The organism is Methylobacterium sp. P3_A11, from assembly GCF_056403155.1.
The window spans coordinates 1-15,233 of the sequence record NZ_JBFUGA010000040.1 but is presented as its reverse complement, the minus strand read 5'-3'; the positions used below and the strand labels follow the sequence as shown (position 1 = coordinate 15,233).

Genomic DNA, 15,233 nt, shown 5'->3' with positions numbered 1-15,233 from the left:
CGGATTGCGCCCCGTCCGGATCCTTATGGCCCAGGCGCACGTCCAAGCCCACGACCCGACCGCGGCAGACCAAGCGACAGTCGGGCCGAAACGTTCGTCCTGCCCCGATGGGCTGGCGGGACTTCACGGCGTGCCGCAGCCTGAAGTTTTGGGCCAGTCATCAGACCGGAGACGGATCTTCTCAGAGGAAGCCGAGGGCTAGATCGCGATCGAAGGCATAACCGGCGCGGCCCCGGACGCCGCGGTCTCATCCAACATCGCCGCCGGCGTGTCGGTTGCCTCGATGGACGATTTCAGCTCGACCGACGGCTTGAATAATATGCGTGTTCATGACCGGCGCATTGTGTAGGGAAATGCTCGACGACGACTTGATTTTGCTGCACAGACGTTAGAACCGTCTCACCACCGTCGGATAGAGGGAATCATCGATGGACGACAACGCCACTGAGCAGCAGCAGACCTTTATCGAGCAGGCCTCGGACATCGTCTCGGCGTATGTCTCGAACAACTCCGTGCCCATCAGCGAATTGCCAGGTCTGCTCGCCGGCGTTCACGCCGCGCTGACGAAGCTCTCCGCGCCTGCGGCAACTGTTACCGAGACGGCCGACAAGCCGACGCCGGCCCAGATCCGCAAGTCGGTGACCCCGGATGCGCTGATCTCGTTCATCGACGGCAAGCCGTACAAGACGCTGAAGCGCCATCTTTCGCGCAACGGGCTGACGATCGAGCAGTATCGCGAGCGCTTCGGGCTCCCGCGCGACTATCCGTCGACGGCGGCGAGCTACTCCGCCCAGCGCTCTGAACTTGCCCGGAGCCTCGGCCTCGGCCAGCAGCGCCGCAAGTCCGCCGCCCCGGCCCCGGCGCCCGAGCCCGTCGAAGAGGTGGCCGAGAAGCCGAAGCGCGCGAGCCGCCCCCGCAAGGCCAAGGAAACGGCCTGACACCGGCCTGAGCCCGGCCTCCGGCCGCGACTCACGGATCCCGGCCGGCGCGCAGAGAGCGTGCCGGCTGGATCAGGCGAAATCGGCGAGGTCGTCGGCCACGTCGCCCGCTGCGATCTCGGTCTCCGTCTTCTCCCGCTCGGCCTGATCGGCCTCGTTCTTGGCCTCGGGCCGCAGGCCCGGCCGCTGCGCCTCCGGGGAGGCCGTCCCGGCCTCCGGGTCCGGGGATCGATCCGTCATCCCGTCCGGCATGCTGCGCCCTCCCCGATCGCTCGATGGGGAAGCAAAGCCGCGAGTCCCGCGCGCGTTCCGCCCCGCAGCGCGGCGGGGACGCTGTGCGAGTCCGGCGGGCGACCGATCGCGGCGACCCGCGTTGAACGCCCGGTGACACCGATCGGGAGCGGGATTTGGGCAATCGTTACGGGCTGGAGATCCGCGCCGCCGCGGGTCCCGACGCCGCGGGTCTTGCGACCCTGCTCGGCGAGGCGGCGATCGCGGTCGGCCCTGCGGACCTCGCGGCCCGGCTCGACGCCCTGCAACGCGACGGCGGGATCGCCCTCGTCGCCGTGGAATGGGGACCGCCGAGCGGCCTCATCACCGTATCCCCCGTCCTGACCCTCGACGCGCCGCGGCCGTTCGGCCTGATCACGACCCTCGTGGTCGCCGCCGAATCCCGCCGCCGGGGCATCGGCCGGGTGCTGCTGAAGGCGGCCGGCCGGGCGGCGCGGCAGGCGGACTGCGACCGGTTGATCCTGGCCGCAGCGCCGGACCAAGCGGCGCTGCGCGCGTTCTGTACGGCAGCCGGCTTCACCGCGGATGGAGAGATGCTGGCGCGGCCCCTGCTGAAGCGGGGCGCGGCGGAGGGTTGAGCCCCGCGACATCCTGGCTGCAGCCGACAGCGCGCATCGGGCGTTGATCCGGGATTCTGGAGCCCTGTCGATGACGTTGCGATCCGAAACCACGCCGCCGCCCGCGAGCCTGCCCTGCGATCCGCCGCCGGATTCCGATTCGCCCACCGCCGCGCAGCTCAAGGCCGACATTGACAGCGGCCGCACCGCCGACAAGGCCCCGCACATGGATGTCGGGGCGGCTCCCCTCGGGACCTGCGAGGAGGCCGGGGGAACGCCGCCGACACCGCAGGAGGTCAGGCTTGCCCGGCAGAACGAGCGGGCACCCTCAGAGCGGGCGGCGAAAGGCTACGTCCATCAACGGCAGCCTTGGGTCCTGCCGCTCTATGTCGGCATCATCGTCGCGGCCGCGGTGGGCCTCGGCCTTGTGCTATGGCTGACGCGCTGAAGCCGGATCGGAGGCGGGTGCAGCGCCTCATGATGCAGGACGGCACGGTGCCCGCGGAGGCGGTTTAAAGGTCGATTCACGTCGATGCGGTTAGCGTGGCCTTACTGCAGTCCTGCGTAACCGATCCCCCATGCCCCCATCCGTCGATGCTCCGCCGGACCTGTCCGGGCTCCTCGAACTGTCACGCATCGAGAATCTCGATCTCAAGCCGGTGATCCTCCGGGTGCAAACGGACCTGTTCGTCCGAGCGGCGGCCCGCGACCGGACCGAGATCGAGATCTTCGAATCGCTCGCCTGCGGCTTGATCCCCACGGTGGATGAGGAGACGGCCCGGGTGGTCGCCTGCAAGCTGGCCCCCTGCCCCGAGACGCCGTCGGCGGTGCTGGAGGCGCTCGCCCTGCGCGGCGGCGGCGCCCGCGACGCGGTGGTGGAACTCGCCCCGACCCTGAACCACCGCCTGATTGAGGCGGCCCTCGCCGAAGGGTCCGATATCGCCGCCCGCATCGCCGCCCGCGCCGGGCTGAGCCGCGAGGCTGTGGACGAACTGTCCCGCGAGGGCCGCCCCGAGATCGACCGCGCCCTCGCCGCCAATCTCGGCCACACCCTGCGGGGTTCGGCGCTGGCCCGGCTCGTCGACCGGGGCCGCCGTGCCCCCGATCTCGCCCGGCTCCTCCTGGTCAGGCCCGATGTGTCGGCCGCCGACCTCGTGCCGCTCTACCTGCACGCCGACCCGATGCGCCGGACCGTGATCGGCCGGACCGTGGAGGCGACCGCCGCCCTGCGCCCCTGCCCGCCGGCGCCCCGCGGTCTCGGCGAGACCCTGACCGGCCTGTCCGCCGCCCGCGACGTGCCGGCCTTCATGGCAACGCTGGCCGACGGCCTCGGCCTGCCCCGGGACTTCCTCACCGTGGTCGCCGACCCGAGCGCCCGCTACGACCTGTTGACCCTCGGGCTGCGGGCCGCCGGCCTGCACGAGGAGGAGGCGGTCTACATCTTTCTGACCCTCAACCAGGGCGTGGCGCGCTCGGCCGAACGCGTGGCCGACCTCGTGCGGCTGTTCCGCACCGTGAGCCGGCCGGCCTCTCGGGATCTGATCGCCGCGATCCTCGACCGGCCGCTCGCCGAGCGCGGGCGCAGCGACGGCCACCAGCCGCTGCACGGTCCGGAGGCGAAGCTGCGCCAGGGCGCCGAGCGCGTCGCCGGACAGCGGGCGCCACAACCGGTGCGAGCCCGCGCGGCGGGCGGCGGGGAGCCGGGCTGACCCGCCGGCGGTCAGCGGGGATCGATGCGCGGTTCGAACTGCGGATCGGCGCCCCGCCAGGCGGGCTGCCGATCGGTCTCCTGCAGGGTATCGTTCGAGGCCGGCCCCTCCGCGGCGCGGCGACTGAGTTCCGCCATCAGGCCGCGGGCCAGGACGGCGCGCACGGCCCGCTCGCGGGTCTCGGCCGGAACCGCGTCGAGGGCTGCCTGGGGGCTCGGCACCGCGCCCGCGAGCCTGCGGGCCTCGGCGGCGGGATCCGCACCGGTACGGATCAACGCGAAGTAGGAGAGCACGCCGATCACCAGCGCGGCGCGCAGCAGGACGGTCATCAGACGGTTCCTCCGCTCGATGTCGAGCAAAAGCATTCGACCGATTTGGTGAACCGGGCCTCAACCGGCCCGGGCTTTCCCGCACGATGGTGAATGAAACTTGTTCGCAATCGGCTGGTTACCTCGCGGAAAGCATCTCGATCATTCGAAGAAGTCACGCAACACTCGTTTAAGCCGGCTCTGCGACCGTCCGGAAGTCGTTCGAAGTCGAACCGGAGGCGCGATCGATGCGGGAACGCATCCGTCGCGGCGTGTGCCAGCCTTGCCCATCAAGAATGTCCTGACGTCCCTGATCGACGATCGGCTTGCGGGTCTCGTCCACGAATCCGTGGCCGACAATGCCGCCGCCCGGTCGCGCCACCAGCGTTTCCTGGTGTCGCGGCTGGCGACCGGCGCCGTGATGATGGTCGGGCTCCCGCCCTACCTGCTCTGGCGCGGGGTCCCGTCGGGCTTCGAGGTCCTGGCGATCGCCAGCCTGCTGCTGCCGGTCCTCGCCGCGGTGCTTCTGGCCCGCACCGGCTCCCTCTGGGTCGCCCATGCGGTTTCGTCGGCGGGCCTCACCGGCCTCGTCATCGCCCTGGCGAGCGTCACCGGCGGCGCCACCTCGCCCGCCGCCGTCTGGCTGGTGGCGATTCCCCTCGAGGCGCTGGTCTCCGGATCGCTCCGGGCGACCATCGCGGCCTCCGTCATGGCGGTCCTGGGCGTGCTGGCCGTGGTCGCCCTCGGCGCCTGGGCCGGCGCCCTGCCGGTCATGGACATCTCGGCGGGGCTCGCCCTTCCGGCCTTCGCGATCACGGCGATCGGCCATGTCGCAGCCCAGGCACTGGAACACATGCGCAACGAGGGCATCTGGCGGGAACGGCTGCGCGACAACGAAGCCCGCGACCGGCTGCTGCTCTCGGCGATCGACGACCTCGTCACCTGGCACGACCGCAACGGCCGCGTGCTGGAGGCCTCCGTCTCCGCGGTGCGGCTGCTCGGCAGCGAGCCGACGCGGCTGCGCGGCCACGGCCTCCTGGAGCGCGTCCACGTGGCCGACCGGCCGGCCTTCCTCAAGGCCGTGAGCGACGTCGCTGAGACCGGGCGGCCTGCGACCCTGCCGCTTCGTCTGCATGTCGAGCACGAGGCCGGCCGGGCCGACGGGGCGAGCCTGATCCATGCCGAGATGCGCGCCCACCGGATCGAGCATGGGCCGCACGAGGCCGCCATGGCGGTGGTGGCGGTCACCCGCGACATGACCGAGCATCACCGGCATGCCGAGGAGCTGGAGCGCGCCCGCGCCGAGGCCGAGCGGGCCGACGCGATCAAGGGCCGGTTCCTGGCCAACGTCACCCACGAGCTGCGCACGCCGCTCAACGCGATCATCGGGTTCTCGGAGGTCCTGGCGGGTGAAGGTGTGGCCAGCCTCGGCCGGGACCAGGCGCGGGAATATGCCGGCATCATCGGCGCCTCCGGCCATCACCTGCTCGGTGTCGTCAACACGCTGCTCGACATGAGCCGGATCCAGAGCGGCAACTTCGACTGCGCCCCCGAAACCTTCGACATCGCCGGCCTGCTTCAGGCCTGCTGCGACCTGATGCACCTGAAGGCCGAGGAGGCCGGCATCGTCCTCACCGCCGCCCCGTCGGGGCCGGTCGAGCTGACCGCCGATCCCGCCGCCTGCCGGCAGGTGCTGATCAACCTCATCTCGAATGCCGTGAAGTTCACCCCGCGGGGGGGACGGGTCGACCTCTCCCTGCGCCGCGGCGCGGACAGCCTGGACATCGTCGTCGCCGATACCGGCGTCGGCATCGGCGCGGAGGATCTGCCCAAGCTTGGCACGCCGTTCTTCCAGGCCGGCGGCGGCGGCTACAAGCGCCCCCACGAGGGGACCGGCCTCGGGCTCTCGGTGGTTCAGGGCTTGGTCGGCCTGCACGGCGGCGCCCTGCTGATCGAGAGCGCGCCGCAGGCCGGGACCGTCGTGACCGTGACCCTGCCCGTCGCTGGGCGGATCCCGGCGGCGGCCCAAGGCCCCGCCCCGATSCGCACGGCCGTGCGGGGCGCCCCGGTGCCCCGCCGGGTAGTGCGCCTGCCGCTCGGCCTGTTCGACGCTGAGCCGAGTGCCGCGACCCCGGCCGACCGGGTCCTGCGCCGCACCGGCTGAGCCCCAGATCCCCCGGAAGGAGACATGATGTCAGGCTACCGCGAGATCACCGTACCGGGCGAAGTCGGCCGAGCGCGCCGACCCGCGCCGCGTCGCGCCGCCGCCCCGGGCGACTGGCGCGGCGTCCTCGTCGGTGCGCTGAAGGCGTCGGGCGCCACCTGCCGGACCAGCCCGGGCACCGTCCTGGGCAGCCTCGTCGCCCTGGGCGCCGCGGGCTTCGTCTGCGTCAACGCCCTCAGCTATCAGGCCGGGCGCCACCCGGCGCCGATCCTGCCCAAGCTCGCCCAGAAGGCCCCCGCCCCCCGCGCGGCGGCGGCGCCCGCTAAGGAGCCCGTGAAAGAGGCAGCCCGGGATCCTGTTCGCGTCATCGAGGCCGACCGCGCCGCCGCGCCGACGCCCGCCAAGCCGGCGGCCCGGGATGCGATCGGCGAGCTGATCCGGTCCGAGGAGACCACCGCCTCGGTCACCCCGAAGGCGTCCCCCGCCCGCGCGGCTGCCAAGCCAGCTCCGAAGGAGCCCGCGAAGGCGGCCAAGCCCGAAACCGACGGCGATCCGGTGCTGCAGGTGCAGAAGGCGCTGTCGAAGCTCGGCTACGCGGTGAAGCCCGACGGCGCGATGGGTCCGGGCACCCGCGCGGCGATCGAGAAGTTCGAGCGCAGCGCCAAGCTGCCGGTCACCGGCGAGGCGACGGGCCGGACCCTGCGCGCGCTGATCGCCCGGGCGGGCCACGGCTAGCGCGCTCGGGCGGATGGCACGCGCTTTCCGCGTCCGGCGCGACACCCGCGCCGGCGTGGCGCGGGTGCGGCTCATCGGGGGCGCTCGGCGGCGCAGCCCTCAGTATTGCGTGCCGGTGAACCGGCAGATCGTCTTGCAGCGCGGACCGCCATTGCCCTGCCAGGACTTCGCGTGGCCGATCGATCCGGTCATGTCCTGCGTGGGATTACCGCCGGGCCGATGCACGACGATGTTGCAGCGATCGCTGGGCGTCCGCTGGTAGCGCGGGCAGGGCGCGGAGTCGCGGTTGCCCAGCCAATCCATGAGCGTCTCCGAACGGGCGTGGGCCGAGGGCGCAACACCGCACAGGCCGGCGACGATCAACGTCGCAAGCGAGGTCATTCTCCACATCGGAGTGCTCCTTAAATCATCGTGACATGCGAATTCGGGCGCCCTTTGCTCAGTTAATCAGCAAACAATACTATAGATGTGCGACACAACACATCGATAAACTATTTTTTAATCCCAAAAAATACTGGATTTTCCAGTGGAATATTTCGCGTACTGAACCGTTGCTTCAGAACGGGGCGATGTCGCGCGCCCGAGGTTGCTCGCGCGGGCGCTTTCGCGCATGGCGGAGGCCGCGCCGCTCCGAACCCGCGGGGTTCACGGTCCGACCGCCGCGTCGGACTGCCCATGCTGCCGCGAGCCGAGGGCCACAGACGCATGCGCCTGCGCTCCGATTTCTGGGTCTCGGCCCATCTGCGGCGGCTGGATGTCGAGGGCGTCCCGGCCGTCCTGCGCCGGCGCGGGTCCGCGGAGGCGGGCGCAATCTTCGTGAAGGTCGATCGCCTTGACGGCAGAGCCGACCTCTACGGGCCGGCGCCGCAGGCCCTGTTCGAGGCCGAGGAGAGCGGCGACCGCCGCTTCACCGCCATCGTCACCGGCGGGAGCCCCCTCGACGTCGAGGAGCGGCTGACCAAGGAGATCCGGTTCGATTCCGATCTCTGGATCATCGAGATCGACGACCGCCAGGGGCGGCACTTCCTCGACTTGGCCGAGTGATCTGAAGACCTGCCGACCGTCCCTGCGCGCGCCGCGCAGCAAAGCGGGGCGCCGCCGCGACGGGTGCCGTCGCGCGAGCCGGGATCACTCGGCTGCGCGCGTGACGACAGAGTGGGCGGCGCGACGCCGCGCGGCGTCGCGCCCGAGCGACGGCGAGGTGCCGTCAGCCCTCGATGATGCGCTCGTCGAGCTTGCGGTCGACGGTCTCGACGGTGCGGTCGATCTCGGCGTTCGGATCGCCGAGCTGATGCGAGATCAGCTTCACCAGCAGGTCGACGCGCTCGATGTAGGGCGCGCCGTTCGCCACCGCGCGCGCCGCCGAGGACGGCTTCAGAAGGCTCTCGGCGGCCTTGGCGTATTTCTCGAACGGCACTTGATCGGCCGGGTCGGCGCCGAGCTTCCGGGCGATCCCGTCGACGTGATCGTAGATCGCCCGCGAGCGGGCCAGGTCGCCGTGGACGGCGTCGTGGATCGATTGCGGCTGGCCGGGCGTGATGCAGCGGTAATTGCCGGTCAGCAGCATCGACCACTTGGCCAGCGGCACGAACAGCGAGTCGAACACCTTGAGCTTCACCGGCACGTCGTGCCCGTCGAGGCGCACGGCGTCGATGTCGGCCTCCAGCTCCCGGAGCAGCCGGTTGTGCGCCTCGTCCGCGAAGGTCGCGGCCTTGAAGTTGGTCGGCAGGCCGACATGGAGGACGTTCGCCTCCTCCTCCGGCGGCCGGAAGGCCTGCGGATCGGGGGAGCAGAGCGACACCAGCCCCGGCTCGAACCGGTCCCAGACGCCGGCATTGGTGTAGGCGTCCTCGAGGTCCATGGCGGCGAGCGCCGGGATCCGCTTGAGGTAGGGGAGCGGCGGCATGTTCATGATCGACAGGCACGGCAGCCTGGCCGCCGCGATCTTGATCATGAGGACGCGGATCGTGTGGTTGTTGTACTGCGGCTCCTGCATGGCGAGGCCGACAAGGTCATAGCGCGACACGTCGACGTCTTCCGGCGGCATGGCGTCGACCTTGCCGGGCAGGTCGCGCGAGTGGATCGCGCGGTGCTCCTTCTCGTCGCGGAGCTTGATGCGGACCTCGGTCCCCTCGCGGTTGATCAGGTCGGCAGTCTTCCTGCGGCAGACCAGGGTCACGTTGTGACCGGCCATCAGGAGCTTGGTCCCCAGGAGCGAGCCGTAGGAGGCCCCCAGGATCAGGATGTTTCTGGCCACGTCGTTCCTCCCCAGCATTGAAGACTGCTGTTGTGTTGTCTGGCTGGTGGGAACGGCGCGTGCACGCCACAGCCCCCATCGCACCGCCGATGGATGGCAGCCGGGCGGGAGGAACGCAAGCCTTCTGGTATACCTAATCCCAAACCGCTTGTGACGCCCCGCCGGTGACAGGCGGGGCGAATCCTATCCCCACAGCTCCGGCGTGGGCGGGTGCATCAGGCTGCCCTCGTAGCGGAGGGGTTGCTCGCGGTCGCGAGCCAGCAGCAGCGGCCCGTCGAGATCGACGAAATCGGCTCCCTCGGCGAGGAGCGCCGCCGGCGCCATGCCGAGCGAGGTGCCGAGCATGCAGCCGACCATGATCGACAACCCCCGCGCCTTCGCCTCGCGGGCGAGGAGCGTCGCCTCGGTCAGGCCGCCGGTCTTGTCGAGCTTGATGTTGATCGCGTCGTAGCGCCCGGCGAGCGCGTCGAGGCCGGCGCGGTCGTGCAGGCTCTCGTCGGCGCAAACCGGCACCGGATGCGCGATTTCGGCGAGCAGGGCATCGGCGTCGGCCGGCAGCGGCTGCTCGATCAGCGCGACGCCGGCCGTCAGGCAGGCCGCGAGGTTGGCCTCCACATTTGCCGGCCGCCACGCCTCGTTGGCATCGACGATCAGCCGGGATTCCGGCGCGGCGGCCCGGACGGCGGCGATGCGCTCCGGATCTCCGTCCCCGCCGAGCTTGACCTTGAGCAGTGGCCGATGGGCCGCCTTTCGGGCGGCCTCACCCATGCTTTCGCGGGTGCCGAGGCTCAGCGTGTAGGCGGTGATGACCGGTCGCGGCGCCGGCAGCCCGGCGATGGCCCAGGCGGGGCGGCCCTGGAGCTTCGCCTCGAGGTCGAACAGCGCGCAGTCGAGGGCGTTGCGCGCCGCGCCCGCCTTCATGCGCTCCATCAGATCCGCGCGGCCGATTCCGGCGGCGATCGCCTCCGCCTGCTCCGCGATCAGGGCGCTGACGCTCTCGACGCTCTCGCCGTAGCGCGGATAGGGCACGCACTCGCCCCGCCCGACGCCGTTCTCGTCGGTGATGGTCGCCACCACGACGGCGATTTCGGTGCGGCTGCCGCGGGAGATCGTGAAGGCGCCGGCGATGGGGAAGCGCTCGACGGCAAGGGTCAGGCGGCGCGCCATGTCAGATCTCCGGGAAGTCGGCGACGATCCGGTCGACCAGCCCGTCGACGCCGAAGCGCACCGGGTCGGTGGCGGGCAGGTCGTGCTCGGCCGCCAGGGTCTCGAGCAGCGCCCGGGCCTCGCCCTCGGCGAGGGCCTGGGTGTTGACCGCGATGCCCACCGGCTTGATCCCCGGATTGGTCAGGCTGCCGAGCTGCACGGTGAGGTCGATGACCTGCCGGATCGTCGGCAGCGGATGCTTCACGCCGCGCATCGTGGTGCGGGTCGGCTCGTGGCAGACCACGAAGGCGTCGGCCTGGGCACCGTGCAGCAGGCCGAGGCTCACCCCCGCGAAGGACGGGTGGTAGAGCGAGCCCTGGCCCTCGATCAGATCCCAGTGGTTGGAGGCGGCGTCCGGCGAGATCGTCTCGACGGCGCCGGAGATGAAGTCGGCCACCACGGCGTCGATCGCGACGCCTCGGCCGGAGATGAACACGCCGGTCTGGCCGGTGGCGCAGAAATCCGCGTCGAGGCCGCGCTCGCGCATGCCGCGCTCCAGGGCCAGCACGGTGTACTTCTTGCCGACGGAGCAGTCTGTGCCCACGGTCAGCAGCCGCCGGCCCGACCGCTTGGTGCCCTTGCCGGTGGGGAAGCGCTCGTCGGTGTGGCGCACGTCGTGGAGCTGGCGGTTGCGCCGCGCGGCGGCCTCCGCGATGGCCGGGACCGCACCGAGCTTGACGTGCAGGCCGCTCGCGACGTCGAGCCCGGCCTCGATCGCCGCGACGATCTCCTTCACCCAGTGGTCCGGCAGAACGCCGCCGGCATTGACGACGCCGATCACCAGGGTCCGGCAGCCCTTCGCCAGGGCCTCGGGCAGGGTCATGTCGGGGATGCCGAGATCGGCGGCGCAGCCGGGCAGGCGCATCTGGCCGACGCACCATTCGGGGCGCCAGTCCTTGATCCCGTAGGCGGTCTTGGCCGCCAGCGTGTCGGGCACGTCGCCCAGGAACATCAGGTAAGGCGTGGCGATCTGCATCGGTCGAGCAACCTTCTCCGGGAGGCCGGCGGATCGTCTATGCGGGATCGCGGGCGCCCGGCGCAATGCACGAGACCGGCCAGGGTCGCGCACGCACCCATCAACGGGCGCAGGCCGGGCCTGCGCCATCCGAGACGGGCGCCCGTCCAACCCTCTCCCTCATCCTGAGGTGTCGGAGCGCAGCGGAGGCCTCCTTCGAAGCCCGCTCACGCGGGTAGCTCAGGATGAGGTCGCGTTTGGGAGAGCCGATCTAACCCCGGCTGCGCGTGATGTCCCCACTCAGGCGGCGTGTCGTCGCGCAACCCCGGCCTCGTTGGCCACCGCGTCCACCGGCGACAGCACGCCGGTCGCCCGGACCATGCCCTCGGCGCCCGCAAGCGCGCCCGGGCGCAGCTCCAGCCCGAGGAAGCGGTCGCGCTCGAACGGCCCCGGCAGGGTCAGGCCCTCCGCGAGCGCGCGCTCGAAGCCGAAGCGGGCGTAGTAGGGCGCGTCGCCGACCAGCAGCACGGCGCCGTGGCCGAGGGATTCCGCCCGGCCGAGGGCCGCCTGCATCATCACCGAGCCGAGCCCCTGGCCCTGGATCGCCGGGTCGACGGCGAGCGGGCCGAGCAGCAGCGCCGGGCGAGCGAGACCGGCCTCGACGTGCCACAGCCGCAGGGTGCCGACGAGGCGCCCCGCCCGGGTCGCCGCGAAGGCGAGGCCGCGGGCCGGCAGCCGGCCCTCGCGCAGGCGCTCCGAGGTCTTGGCGCGTCGGTTGCCGGGAAAGCACGCGTCGAGCAGGCGTTCGCGCGCCGGGACGTCGTGGCCACACTCCGCGCGGATCTCGATCATGGCTGTGCCCTCCCCGGGCCGACAAGCGGGAGAAGCGGTTTTTTCCGACGGACGGCAGAACGCGATCCGTCGATGCGGCAGCGGAAGATGGCTCCCGGCAGCCGAGGGCTGCCGGGAAGTCCTGAGAAGAATCAGATGACGATCTGCTGAAGGGGCGGGAAGCCGTTGAAGGCCACCGCCGCGTAGGTGGTGGTGTAGGCGCCCGCGCCCTCGATCAGCACCTTGTCGCCGATCGAGAGCGAGACCGGCAGCGGGTAGAGCTGCCGCTCGTAGAGCACGTCCACCGAGTCGCAGGTCGGGCCGGCGATGACGCAGGGCTCGGTCGCCTCCCCGTCCCGCGCGGTGCGGATCGGGTAGCGGATCGCCTCGTCCATGGTCTCGGCCAGGCCGCCGAACTTGCCGATGTCGAGATAGACCCAGCGGACCTCGTCGGCCGCGGCGGACTTCTTCGACACCAGCACCACCTCGGCCTCGATCAGGCCGGCATTGCCGACCATGCCGCGGCCCGGCTCGATGATCGTCTCGGGGATCTGGTTGCCGAAATGCTTGGTCAGGCCCCGGAAGATCGCCTCGCCGTAGCTCTCCACGCCCGGCACCGCCTTGAGGTACTGGGTCGGGAAGCCGCCGCCGAGATTGACCATCGACAGGCCGATGCCGCGCTCCGCGCACTCGCGGAAGATCGCCGCCGCGGAGCCCAGCGCCCCGTCCCAGGCCTCGGTGTTGCCCTGCTGCGAGCCGACGTGGAACGAGATGCCGTAGGCCTCGAGCCCCTGGCGATGGGCGTGCTCCAGCACGTCCGCGGCCATCTCGGGCACGCAGCCGAACTTGCGGGACAGCGGCCAGTCGGCGCCCGCGCCGTCGCACAGGATGCGGCAGAACACCCGCACCTCGCCGGCCGGCACGCCCGTCGCGTCGGCGGCCCGGGCGATCTTCTCGACCTCGGCCTGACAGTCCACCGCGAACAGGCGGATGCCGAGCTTCAGCGCGCGGCCGATGCAGCGCTCCTTCTTGATGGTGTTGCCGAAGGAGATCCGGTCGGCGGTGGCGCCGGCGGCCAGCACCATCTCCATCTCGGCGACCGAGGCGGTGTCGAAGCAGGAGCCCATCTCGGCGAGCAGGCGCAGCACCTCGGGGGCCGGGTTCGCCTTCACGGCGTAGAACACCCGGGTGTCCGGCAGGGCGCGCGCGAAGGCGGTGTAGTTGTCGCGCACGACGTCGAGGTCGAGGACCATCACGGGGCCCTCGTCCTGGCCGAGGTCGCGGCGGACGCGCAGGTAGTCACGGATGCGGTCGGTCATTATCGTCTCCCGGCACGGGTTCGCGAGCGCCCTGCGCGGGGCGCGCTGTCGAAGGTGACGGCCAGGACTGGCCGCCGGCGTCAGGGGGCGATGCGTCGCGTGGGCTCACGCGCTTTGGAGACGCGTGCATCCATGCGGGCGCAGAGCACCCGGAAGCTGCCGTGGATTGGAAGGGATGACCCCCACCGCACGCCGGGCAAAGAGAAACAAGCCTCTTCGGTGCCGGCCTGTGGAGGGCCGACGAGACCAAAAAAGCCCGTTCGTCGTTGCTTTAAGCTGCGTCCCCCGTGGAGAGCGGGGTTCGCCGGTTTCGCCTCCGGCTGCCGGTTGTTGTCGGGGTCCGGTGTTGCCACCTGGATGCCGGCCGTAGGGATCCACCCTTGCGACCATCGATCCTTTAAGACCCCTGGCGGCTGTCCGGCAGTTGACCGGATGCCCACCAACCGACACGCGGCCACAGGCACGTGCGAAATTGGGCAGGGGCGATATACGGATACGGAGCCGGCGCGACAAGGGGAATTGCCTTCGGAACGCCCCCTTTTTCCCCCGCCTTCCACACCGCGCGGCCGCCGTTGCAAAAACGACGCATTCCGGCCAAGCCAGCGGTGTCCTGCGGGCTTCCCAAGCGTTGCGGAAGCAGGCATCTGACCGGTGGGCGACGCACTCAGGCGAGCGAACGATGGCCGGGCCGACCAGATCCACCGCGACGGCGCGGGCGTGAGCGCCCCCCTGCGCAACCCGGTCGGCGATGGGCTCCCCGAGCCGACGATCCGCACCGCCACGCTCGCCGATCTCGACGCCCTGGTCGCCCTGGAGCACGCCGCCTTCGCCACGGACCGGGCCGAGCGCCGGGCGATCCGCCACGCGATTCTGTCGCCCACCATGGACGTGTTGGCCGCGCTGATCGAGGCGCTCGACGACGAGCCGAGTCCGCTGCTCGTCGGCGCGGCGGTGCTGGAGCGGCGGCGCGGCAGCCGGATCGCCCGGCTCGCCTCGATCGCGGTGGCGCCGAATCGCGGTGGCCTCGGGCTCGGCGGCAAGCTTCTCGACGGCGCCGAGGCGCAGGCCCGCACCCACGGCTGCGACCGGCTTCGGCTGGAGGTGCGGGCCGACAACGGCGCCGGCATCCGCCTCTATCAGCGCCGGGGCTACAGCCGCTTCGCGGTGCGGGCCGATTATTACGAGGACGGGATGGAGGCGTGGCGCTACGAGCGAAGGCTGTAGGGCGCGCAGGCGCGCGCCGCGTCGGACGTCGCGCGTGGGCTCTGCGGGCAGTCCTGGGGTGAGGCCCCATCGCGCCAGCCGGGGTCCTGCCGAACGCGTCCGGCGTCGCCGCCCCCTCCGTCATCGCTTCGCTCCGCTCGCAGAGACGGGGTTGCCGACCGGACGACCGGATCCAGGCTCGGGCCAGCCCGCATTGCACCGTTCAGCGTTAGCGAACTGGATGCACCACGCCGCCGCGTGCGAAACTGCGTTGAATTCGTCGCTCTATTACTCAGTCTATAATTCCTTTTTTGACAAGTGTAGAATATTATTTCGCAGTTTTACAGATGCATAAATATTTACCCGACTATTAACTTGAACAATTGCCATTCATTGCCCGGAAAAAACTTATGTCTTAAAAGAAAATATCGAAACCCTGGACTTCCATTCCATGATTCGCTGGCTGGGACGCTTCTCGATCAGGACGTTGCTGTGCCTGGTGATCGTCGTCATGGCCTGCATGGCGCTGGGCAACGCGGTCGCGACCTGCCTCGACGCGCGGGTGCAGGCGACGGCTGCGAGCAGGGCCGTAACATTGGCACAGGCGAGCCAGGGTCTCCTCAGGGCGATCCTGCCGCTGCGGATCGAGCGCGGATCGACGCTCGCCCTCGGGGGAGCGGCGCCCGCGGATGCCAAATCCCTCACGACCATCGCGGCGAGCCGGGAGGCGACGATCGAGAGTTACCGGCGCGCGCAGGGC

The 15,233-nt window shown here is 70.9% G+C and carries 16 protein-coding genes and 1 pseudogene; 9 read left to right on the top strand and 8 right to left on the bottom strand.

Annotated features, from left to right (window positions below):
- Positions 1–428: 428 nt before the first annotated feature.
- A complete protein-coding gene (locus AC1DXK_RS14240) occupies positions 429–938 on the top strand; it encodes a Ros/MucR family transcriptional regulator (RefSeq protein WP_457107476.1) in 510 nt (169 codons plus the stop codon).
- Positions 939–1,010: 72 nt separating this feature from the next.
- On the opposite strand, the gene AC1DXK_RS14235 is transcribed toward AC1DXK_RS14240, so the two are convergent.
- Positions 1,011–1,190, bottom strand: coding sequence for a hypothetical protein (locus tag AC1DXK_RS14235; protein WP_457107475.1), 180 nt, complete (start codon positions 1,188–1,190; stop codon positions 1,011–1,013).
- A gap of 155 nt (positions 1,191–1,345) precedes the next feature.
- Between AC1DXK_RS14235 and AC1DXK_RS14230 the strand changes: the two genes are divergently transcribed.
- The 3 genes from AC1DXK_RS14230 to AC1DXK_RS14220 all read left to right on the top strand — a co-directional run bounded on the left by AC1DXK_RS14230 (position 1,346) and on the right by AC1DXK_RS14220 (position 3,495).
- Positions 1,346–1,807 (top strand): GNAT family N-acetyltransferase, encoded by a 462-nt coding sequence (locus AC1DXK_RS14230; protein ID WP_457107474.1) that lies wholly within the window; start codon positions 1,346–1,348, stop codon positions 1,805–1,807.
- 70 nt (positions 1,808–1,877) lie between these two features.
- The gene (locus AC1DXK_RS14225) at positions 1,878–2,234 is read left to right on the top strand and encodes a hypothetical protein (protein WP_457107473.1); all 357 of its coding nucleotides are present in this window, start codon (positions 1,878–1,880) and stop codon (positions 2,232–2,234) included.
- Between the two features lie 130 nt (positions 2,235–2,364).
- Positions 2,365–3,495 (top strand): DUF2336 domain-containing protein, encoded by a 1,131-nt coding sequence (locus AC1DXK_RS14220; RefSeq protein WP_457107472.1) that lies wholly within the window; start codon positions 2,365–2,367, stop codon positions 3,493–3,495.
- 11 nt (positions 3,496–3,506) lie between these two features.
- Here the strand turns inward: AC1DXK_RS14220 and AC1DXK_RS14215 are convergent, their stop codons facing one another.
- Positions 3,507–3,824: a hypothetical protein gene (locus AC1DXK_RS14215; RefSeq protein WP_457107471.1), complete on the bottom strand. Its 318-nt coding sequence runs from the start codon at positions 3,822–3,824 to the stop codon at positions 3,507–3,509.
- A gap of 253 nt (positions 3,825–4,077) precedes the next feature.
- Here AC1DXK_RS14215 and AC1DXK_RS14210 point away from each other — a divergent pair, with 253 nt between their 5' ends.
- Positions 4,078–5,967, top strand: a complete 1,890-nt coding sequence (locus AC1DXK_RS14210; protein WP_477298096.1) for a sensor histidine kinase — start codon at positions 4,078–4,080, stop codon at positions 5,965–5,967.
- Positions 5,968–5,994: 27 nt separating this feature from the next.
- Positions 5,995–6,702 carry a peptidoglycan-binding domain-containing protein gene (locus AC1DXK_RS14205; protein WP_457107483.1) on the top strand — a complete coding sequence of 236 codons (708 nt, stop codon included), beginning with the start codon at positions 5,995–5,997 and terminating at the stop codon, positions 6,700–6,702.
- 99 nt (positions 6,703–6,801) lie between these two features.
- On the opposite strand, the gene AC1DXK_RS14200 is transcribed toward AC1DXK_RS14205, so the two are convergent.
- Positions 6,802–7,092 carry a hypothetical protein gene (locus AC1DXK_RS14200; protein WP_457107469.1) on the bottom strand — a complete coding sequence of 97 codons (291 nt, stop codon included), beginning with the start codon at positions 7,090–7,092 and terminating at the stop codon, positions 6,802–6,804.
- Positions 7,093–7,407: 315 nt separating this feature from the next.
- Between AC1DXK_RS14200 and AC1DXK_RS14195 the strand changes: the two genes are divergently transcribed.
- Positions 7,408–7,746 (top strand): DUF1491 family protein, encoded by a 339-nt coding sequence (locus tag AC1DXK_RS14195; RefSeq protein WP_457107482.1) that lies wholly within the window; start codon positions 7,408–7,410, stop codon positions 7,744–7,746.
- A 163-nt stretch (positions 7,747–7,909) separates the two neighbouring features.
- Here the strand turns inward: AC1DXK_RS14195 and AC1DXK_RS14190 are convergent, their stop codons facing one another.
- The 5 genes from AC1DXK_RS14190 to AC1DXK_RS14170 all read right to left on the bottom strand — a co-directional run bounded on the left by AC1DXK_RS14190 (position 7,910) and on the right by AC1DXK_RS14170 (position 13,270).
- Complete coding sequence (locus tag AC1DXK_RS14190; RefSeq protein ID WP_457107468.1) at positions 7,910–8,959, bottom strand: ketopantoate reductase family protein; 1,050 nt, start codon at positions 8,957–8,959, stop codon at positions 7,910–7,912.
- Positions 8,960–9,142: 183 nt separating this feature from the next.
- Entirely contained in the window at positions 9,143–10,126 is a 984-nt protein-coding gene (gene dgcA / locus AC1DXK_RS14185; RefSeq protein ID WP_457107467.1) for an N-acetyl-D-Glu racemase DgcA, read from the bottom strand.
- A 1-nt stretch (position 10,127) separates the two neighbouring features.
- On the bottom strand, positions 10,128–11,141 hold the full coding sequence (gene dgcN, locus AC1DXK_RS14180; protein ID WP_457107466.1) for an N-acetyltransferase DgcN: 1,014 nt from the start codon (positions 11,139–11,141) through the stop codon (positions 10,128–10,130).
- 279 nt (positions 11,142–11,420) lie between these two features.
- The gene (locus AC1DXK_RS14175) at positions 11,421–11,972 is read right to left on the bottom strand and encodes a GNAT family N-acetyltransferase (protein ID WP_457107465.1); all 552 of its coding nucleotides are present in this window, start codon (positions 11,970–11,972) and stop codon (positions 11,421–11,423) included.
- 131 nt (positions 11,973–12,103) lie between these two features.
- A complete protein-coding gene (locus AC1DXK_RS14170) occupies positions 12,104–13,270 on the bottom strand; it encodes a type III PLP-dependent enzyme (RefSeq protein ID WP_457107464.1) in 1,167 nt (388 codons plus the stop codon).
- A gap of 717 nt (positions 13,271–13,987) precedes the next feature.
- Between AC1DXK_RS14170 and AC1DXK_RS14165 the strand changes: the two genes are divergently transcribed.
- On the top strand, positions 13,988–14,494 hold the full coding sequence (locus AC1DXK_RS14165; RefSeq protein ID WP_457107463.1) for a GNAT family N-acetyltransferase: 507 nt from the start codon (positions 13,988–13,990) through the stop codon (positions 14,492–14,494).
- 430 nt (positions 14,495–14,924) lie between these two features.
- Positions 14,925–15,233: pseudogene (locus tag AC1DXK_RS14160) on the top strand (methyl-accepting chemotaxis protein); the annotation flags it as partial.

Excerpts from the sequence above, each read along its gene's own strand:
- AC1DXK_RS14240 (WP_457107476.1), top strand. The coding sequence starts at position 429 with ATGGACGACAACGCCACTGAGCAGCAGCAGACCTTTATCGAGCAGGCC.
- AC1DXK_RS14235 (WP_457107475.1), bottom strand. The coding sequence starts at position 1,190 with ATGCCGGACGGGATGACGGATCGATCCCCGGACCCGGAGGCCGGGACG.
- AC1DXK_RS14225 (WP_457107473.1), top strand. The coding sequence starts at position 1,878 with ATGACGTTGCGATCCGAAACCACGCCGCCGCCCGCGAGCCTGCCCTGC.
- AC1DXK_RS14220 (WP_457107472.1), top strand. The coding sequence starts at position 2,365 with ATGCCCCCATCCGTCGATGCTCCGCCGGACCTGTCCGGGCTCCTCGAA.
- AC1DXK_RS14215 (WP_457107471.1), bottom strand. The coding sequence starts at position 3,824 with ATGACCGTCCTGCTGCGCGCCGCGCTGGTGATCGGCGTGCTCTCCTAC.
- AC1DXK_RS14205 (WP_457107483.1), top strand. The coding sequence starts at position 5,995 with ATGTCAGGCTACCGCGAGATCACCGTACCGGGCGAAGTCGGCCGAGCG.
- AC1DXK_RS14200 (WP_457107469.1), bottom strand. The coding sequence starts at position 7,092 with ATGTGGAGAATGACCTCGCTTGCGACGTTGATCGTCGCCGGCCTGTGC.
- AC1DXK_RS14195 (WP_457107482.1), top strand. The coding sequence starts at position 7,408 with ATGCGCCTGCGCTCCGATTTCTGGGTCTCGGCCCATCTGCGGCGGCTG.
- dgcA (WP_457107467.1), bottom strand. The coding sequence starts at position 10,126 with ATGGCGCGCCGCCTGACCCTTGCCGTCGAGCGCTTCCCCATCGCCGGC.
- dgcN (WP_457107466.1), bottom strand. The coding sequence starts at position 11,141 with ATGCAGATCGCCACGCCTTACCTGATGTTCCTGGGCGACGTGCCCGAC.
- AC1DXK_RS14175 (WP_457107465.1), bottom strand. The coding sequence starts at position 11,972 with ATGATCGAGATCCGCGCGGAGTGTGGCCACGACGTCCCGGCGCGCGAA.
- AC1DXK_RS14170 (WP_457107464.1), bottom strand. The coding sequence starts at position 13,270 with ATGACCGACCGCATCCGTGACTACCTGCGCGTCCGCCGCGACCTCGGC.